The 6,164-nt window shown below is 72.6% G+C and carries 5 protein-coding genes and 1 riboswitch; all 5 genes read right to left on the bottom strand.

The genetic code is table 11. The features are described 5' to 3' along the window. Position 1 precedes the first annotated feature (1 nt). The 5 genes from ACY45C_RS19140 to ACY45C_RS19160 all read right to left on the bottom strand — a co-directional run bounded on the left by ACY45C_RS19140 (position 2) and on the right by ACY45C_RS19160 (position 5,755). The gene (locus ACY45C_RS19140; protein ID WP_462188956.1) at positions 2-325 is read right to left on the bottom strand and encodes an Rv2175c family DNA-binding protein; all 324 of its coding nucleotides are present in this window, start codon (positions 323-325) and stop codon (positions 2-4) included. 127 nt (positions 326-452) lie between these two features. After that, positions 453-2,090, bottom strand: coding sequence for a Gfo/Idh/MocA family protein (locus ACY45C_RS19145; RefSeq protein ID WP_462188952.1), 1,638 nt, complete (start codon positions 2,088-2,090; stop codon positions 453-455). Between the two features lie 195 nt (positions 2,091-2,285). Continuing rightward, positions 2,286-3,521: an NAD(P)/FAD-dependent oxidoreductase gene (locus ACY45C_RS19150; RefSeq protein WP_462188953.1), complete on the bottom strand. Its 1,236-nt coding sequence runs from the start codon at positions 3,519-3,521 to the stop codon at positions 2,286-2,288. A gap of 39 nt (positions 3,522-3,560) precedes the next feature. Next, the gene (thiH, locus tag ACY45C_RS19155; RefSeq protein WP_462188954.1) at positions 3,561-4,727 is read right to left on the bottom strand and encodes a 2-iminoacetate synthase ThiH; all 1,167 of its coding nucleotides are present in this window, start codon (positions 4,725-4,727) and stop codon (positions 3,561-3,563) included. Next, a complete protein-coding gene (locus ACY45C_RS19160; protein ID WP_462188955.1) occupies positions 4,724-5,755 on the bottom strand; it encodes a thiazole synthase in 1,032 nt (343 codons plus the stop codon). The genes thiH and ACY45C_RS19160 overlap by 4 nt, the downstream gene beginning before the upstream one ends. After that, positions 5,751-5,864, bottom strand: a riboswitch (TPP riboswitch). (Overlaps the previous gene by 5 nt.) Positions 5,865-6,164 lie beyond the last annotated feature (300 nt).

Consider the following 6,164-nt stretch of genomic DNA (forward strand, 5'->3'; position numbering starts at 1 on the left):
GCTAGAAGGCCGACGCCTGGGCCCGCCGTTTGACCTCCTTGCCACGGTTCTCGATGAGTGCCTGCATGGGGGTGCCCGGCAGGCTCGGATCCTCCCGGAAGATCCAGTCGAGCGCCTCCTCATCGGTGAACCCCGCGTCGGCCAGCACCGTGAGCAATCCGGGCAGCCCCTTGACGACGGCGCCGTCCCGGATGAAATCGGCAGGCACCCGCAGGACGCCCCCCTCCCGCTGGGCCAGCAGCGGCCGGTCGCGCACCATCTGCCGGACACGGGTCACGGGAACCTGCAGCTGATCGGCGACGTCAGGCAGGGTCAGCCAGTCCATGGTCAAGAGTAAACACCCAAGTCTCGATGGCGTCGTACGGTGCCGGCGCGGCCGCGGACGTTGGCCGCGCCCCTCGGCGACCGGATGACCAGGCAGTTCCCGGCCGGGACAGTCCGGCCGGAACGGGTCAGAGCGGAGCCACCTGGGCGCCGCCCGCGGCCGCCGAGCGCACCGCCGCCTCCAGCACCGCGACCACCGGACGGGCGGTCTCCACGCCGTAGCCGGACAGCGGCCAGCCCGAGACGAGACAGTCCGCCAAGTCCCGGTGAAACATACTGCCCGAGGTGGGTGCCAGCGGGATGTGGCTGCGCACCCCGTCATGAGTGATCAGCATGAGCGACCCGGCCTCCGCCTCGAGCACCCCCGCCTCGAGCATCTCGGCCTCGGACCGGCGACCGGCGTGCCGTCCCAACCGCGGCACCAGCTTCCCCTCCCCGTCCCGGAAAGCCCCGCCGTCCAAGATCAGCGATCCGGTGGACCCGAGCACCTCGAACCGCGGGCGCCGGGCCACCGTCAGATCGGAGACCGTGACCTGCGCCTCGGCCCCGCTCGCGAAACGCAGCAGCAGCCGGCTGTGGTCAGCGTTGCTGACGTGGTGCCAGACCCGCTTGACGGTGGACGCGCTGACCCATTCGACGGGCTCGTCGACGAGGGCGAGGATCTGGTCGACGCAGGCGCTGCCCCGGTCATGGAGCTGCCCACCACTGATCCGCTCGTCGTCGTGCCAGGTGCCGGCCGGCCGGCGGAACCCGCCCCGGTGGGCGTCCAGCCGCAGCGGCTCGCCGACGGCGCCGCGGTGCACGACGGCGCGGACCGCCCGGTAGCCCGGGTCGTCCCGACCCTCCGGATACACCGCGAGCACCAGGGACCGGGCCTCCGCGAGCTCCGCAAGCTGGTCGGCGTCCGGGGTCGACAGGCAGAGCGGGGCGTGCACGACGACGTGTTTGCCGACCTCCAGCGCACGACCGGCCCATTCGAGCCGGGTGTGGGTCGGTGTGGCCACGATGACGACCCCGAGATCGGGATCGTTGACCAGGTCGTCCGGGTCGTCAACGCGGCGCGGCGGGCGACCCGCCGCGTGCGCCGGGAGCCGGCCGGCACCGCCGTCACAGAGGGCGGCGAGTTCCAGGCCCTCGGTCGCGTCCACCGCCGAGTGGTGCGTCCCGGTGGTGTCCGGGGTGCCCAGCAGCCCGACCCTGGCCGGCGCGGCGTCGAGCACGCCGAGGCAGTGCCGCAGCCAACGTCCCACAAGCCGGTGGTAGGCGGGATCGGCGAGCACGGCGGGACCGGTACCCAGGGTGAATATGCCGAGGCCCGTGGAGGGCCGCCAGGTGCAGACGGGATGCTCGCCCATCTCGTGCCGGACCAGGAGCAGCCGCTCCACGTCGTCGGCAATCTTGTCGGGGATGATCCAGCTCTCCCGGGGGCGGAAGTCCGCGGACCGGGCCATGACCGCGCCGCCCTGCGGCCCGACGGTCAACCGCAGGCCGTAGGGCGCGGTGGTCCGCCCCGGGATGAGACCGGACGCCTCGATGAGCGGACTTCCCGGCGGCAGCGCCCGCATGGTCGGCCCGGCGAGCAGGACCGGGACGGTCTGCCGGGCCCGGTCCAGCAACTCCTGCTCGACGTGGTCGAGCGGACGGTCGATGAGCACGAGAAGCGCGTCGGCCGACCGTGCCGAGGTCGGGCCGAGACCCGCTGCCCGCAAATGGTCGCCGAGCGCGTTCACACCGGCCAGGTTCGACACCAGGTGAATGCGAGGCACGTCTCCGCACTCTAGTGACCGTTCCTGACGTTCCGGCGATTGGGGTCGCCAAACAAGGATCCGCACAAGGATGCGCACATAACGCAATGGCCGGCAGGGGCACCAATGATCCTGATATCCAGAAATCCCGCCATCCGGCCGACCGGAACACCGGGAACGCCGGGAAAACCGGGAACACCGGGCCGTCACCGGGCGTCATCGACTTGCCGCGGCCAGTTCCTTCATCGACACGGAGATATCGGCGAAACGCTCCCGATCCGGGATACCGTCGGCCGCCATCAACCGGCGACCGGCGACCATGTCCATCGGGCGCCCCACGGTGACCAGCGCTTCGAGACGGCCGTCCCGGGCGAACCACCCGGCCGACCAGCCGGGCGGACGCCCGCCGCCGGGCGGCACGACGACGCCCGGATCGCCCCGGAACACCAGGTCGGCCTCCGCCGAGGGCAGTCCCGCGAACTGCACCATGCGGCCGAACTGTTCCGACCAGAAGTAGGGCACCGGGTCGTAGACGGCCTCCCCGCCGAGCAGCGTGGTGACCGCGACCGCGGGCGACTGCTGGGCGCAGTCCCAGTGCTCGACCCGCAGCCGCCGCCCGTAGCGACGCGACCACCAGGCGGCACAGTCACCGACCGCGACCACCGGCGGCGGGTCGCCGTCGGCATCGTCGGCACCATGGGCCCACTGGGCGGCGAGATGCTCGTCGACCACCACTCCCCGGTCGAGGGCGAGCCCGGAACCGGGGAGCCAGGCGATACCGGGCCGCACCCCGACGCCGACGACGACCTCGTCCGCGATCAGCTCCTCACCGCCGGCCAGCACCAGCCCGTCGGGGGTGACCCGCTCCACGGCCGTAGCCAGGCGCAGGGTGACCCCGGCCCGGGCGTACCACGCGATCGTGCACCGGCCCACCTGCGCGCCGAGCGCGGCGAACAGCGGCGAGGCGGCCGCCTCCACGACGGTGACCTCGGCACCGATCGCTGCCGCCGCCGTGGCGACCTCCGCGCCGATCCAGCCGGCACCGACGATGACGAGCCGGACGCCGGGGCGCAGAGCGTCACGCAGGCGCCGGGCGTCGTCAATGGAACGCAGGACCCGCTGCGGGCCGTCGCCCGGCAGGGTTACCGGCTCAGCTCCCGTCGCCAGCACCAGGCCGTCGTAGTCCAGCGGCCCCGTGTCGGTCTCCACGGTGCCCGGTCGCAGGCCGGTCGCCCGCCGCCCGAGGCACACCTCGACCCCGTCGAGGTCGAAGGGCAACGTCGTGTCGTCGATACGGCCGGAGAGCACGGCCTTGGACAGGGGCGGACGATCGTAGGGCCGGTGCGGCTCCGCCCCGAGCAGGATCACCTCTCCCGCGAAACCACGTGCGCGCACCTCGGCGGCGGCCCGGCCCCCCGCCATTCCCGCGCCCACGACGACTATTCGCTGCATTCGAGCAGACTATCGATGACCCGCGACGCCGGGCCGCCGTCACCGCACCGGGTCGACGAGCGGAAAGGCGTCCTTCCACACCGGCTCGTACCCGGCTTCGGCGAGCATCGCGGCGATCTGTGCCGGCGAACGCTCGTCGGAGATCGAGAACTGTTCCTGGGCCGTGCCGGGCGTGGTGTAGCCGCCGGGTTCGGTGGAGGAACCGGCGCTCATGGTGGTCACGGCGATGCGGACGAGCCCGTCGCGCAGCACCGCCGGCTCCCGGGTCGACAGCGACAGCGCCAGGTCCGGCTCGAACAGGCGCAGGGCCGCGTACGCCTGGACGAACTCCGCGTCGCCGACGACGACGACCGGCGGGAACCCGCTGGCACTCGGCTTGATGCGCGGCAGCGCGATCGAGACCTCGGTCCGCCAGTAGCGACGGGAGAGAAAGGATGCGTGCGCGGCCAGCGCGAGCACGTCAGCGCGCCAGTCCGGGGCGAGCCCGAGCAGCGCGCCGATCCCGAGCCGGCGCGCCCCGGCCCGCGCGGCCCGTTCGAACGAGGACAGCCGCCGGTCGTAGTCACGCTTCCAGCCGGCGACATGCACCTCGGCGTAGCGGGCCCGGTCGTAGGTCTCCTGGTAATGGACGACTCCCTCCAACCCGGCACGCACCAGCCGGGCATAGGTGTCGTCCGACCAGGTCTGGGTCTCGATGCTGATCGAGGGGAACATCGGCCGCAGCCGCTCGACCACCGCGACGAGGTAGTCGGCCGACACCTCGACGCGATGCTCGCCGGAGACGAGCAGCAGATGACGGAACCCCCGGTCGGCCAGCAGGCGTCCCTCCACTACCACCTCCTCAATACCCAGCGTGCGGCGCACCACCGGCAGGCCCTTGGCGAAGCCGCAGTAGGTGCAGGACGACAGGCAGGCGTTCGACACGTACATCGGGGCGAACAGCCGGACCGCCCGACCGAACCGGAGCAGGGTCGCTTCCCGGGCGGCAATCGCCAGCTCCTCCAACCGGGCGGTGGCCGCGGGTGAGAGCAGGATCGCCAGCTCCGCGAGACCGATCCGGGGGGTGGCTGACCCGCCGGATCCGGGCCGAACCCGCCGCAGCACCGTGCCCACCTCGGCGGACGTGGCCCGCCGCGACATCGCGGACAGCCCGGCCAGGTCGTGACCGGCAAGTTCGCGCGCGAACTCCCCTGGCGGGGCGCTCACCTGGACGCCTCGCCCACCACCGCCGCCGGCACGGGTACCGGGGACGCCGAGGGCGCGGGCGACGCCGGTGACGGGTGGGCGCCGAGGAACCCGGTGAGCGGGGAGGAGGCGGACGCCACCGTGGCCGGGCCGGCGGCCCCTCGGCCGGCCAGGAAACCCAGCCGGCCGGCGGCGGTGGCGAGCGCGAAGGCCCGCGCCATGCGCGCCGGATCGGCGGCCACCGCGATGGCGGTGTTGACCAGCACCGCGGCCGCGCCGATCTCCATCGCCTCGGCCGCGTCCGAGGGCACCCCGAGCCCGGCGTCCACCACCACCGGCACCCCGGCGCTCGCCACGATTGCCTCGATCGCGTCCCGGGTGCGCAGCCCGCGGTTCGAGCCGATCCAGCTGCCCAGCGGCATCACGGTGGCGCAGCCGACCTCCTCCAGCCGGCGGGCCAGCACCGGATCGGCCGAACAATAGGGCAGAACCGTGAAGCCGTCGGCCACCATGAGCTCGGCGGCGCGCAGGGTCTCCACCGGATCCGGCGCCAGGGTGCGCGGATCCGGGGTGACCTCCAGCTTGACCAGACCGGTGCCCGTCGCCGCCCGCCCGAGGCGGGCCAGCCGCAGCGCCTCGGCCGCGTCCACCGCTCCCGAGGTGTTGGGCAGCAGGGTCATCGACCGCGGGATGAAGTCGAGAATGTCGCCGTCACCGATCCGGCCGATGTCGACCCGGCGCAGCGCCACGGTGACGATAGTGGCACCGGAGGCGACGAGGCTGTCCCGCATCACCTGGTGACTCGCGAACTTCCCGGTGCCGATCAGCAGCCGGCTGCCGTAGGACCGCCCGGCGATGACGAGATCGTCCGCCCCCGCGGCACCGTGCCCGGCCTCACCACCGCCCCCACCCCCGCCGTCGCCGTCGCCGTCGGCGTCGGCGTCGGCACCGGAGGAGGCACCTTCACCGGCGAGGCCGCCGAGACAGGAACCATCGGGAGGAGAATCACCGGGACGGGAGCCGGCAGGACGTAGTGGGTGCTGCGGCACGATCTTTCATCCTCCCCACGCGCGCATGACCGCGATCGGGTATACGGGTCGCCGACGGGATACTGGCCGGCCTCTCAGCCCACGTCCGCGGGCTCCCCGGAGCAATCGACAGTGTAACCGCTGCTCCCTGGCCGCGGCTTCGGGTGTCCCGCCGCGACGCCGATCTGCGACACTGATCTGCGCCCGTCGACGATCATCTCGACCTCGGGAGCCGATTCAATGTGGGCATCCGGGTTTCATCCGGTAGACACCATGCTGCGCGACGAGGTACTTCTCGCTCGAACGGCGTATCCGGGTTAACCTCGCGGGGCTCCGGTAGCGGCATCCTTCGGCAACGATCGTAAACTCTCCCTCGTGGATGCCACCGTGGCCGACCCCGTCATAGGGGGTCTTCGAAGTTAACCGGGGT

The organism is Frankia sp. CcWB2 (assembly GCF_977927585.1).

Bases quoted from the DNA above. Each gene is read 5' to 3' on its own strand.
- ACY45C_RS19140 (WP_462188956.1), bottom strand. From the start codon at position 325: ATGGACTGGCTGACCCTGCCTGACGTCGCCGATCAGCTGCAGGTTCCC.
- ACY45C_RS19150 (WP_462188953.1), bottom strand. From the start codon at position 3,521: ATGCAGCGAATAGTCGTCGTGGGCGCGGGAATGGCGGGGGGCCGGGCC.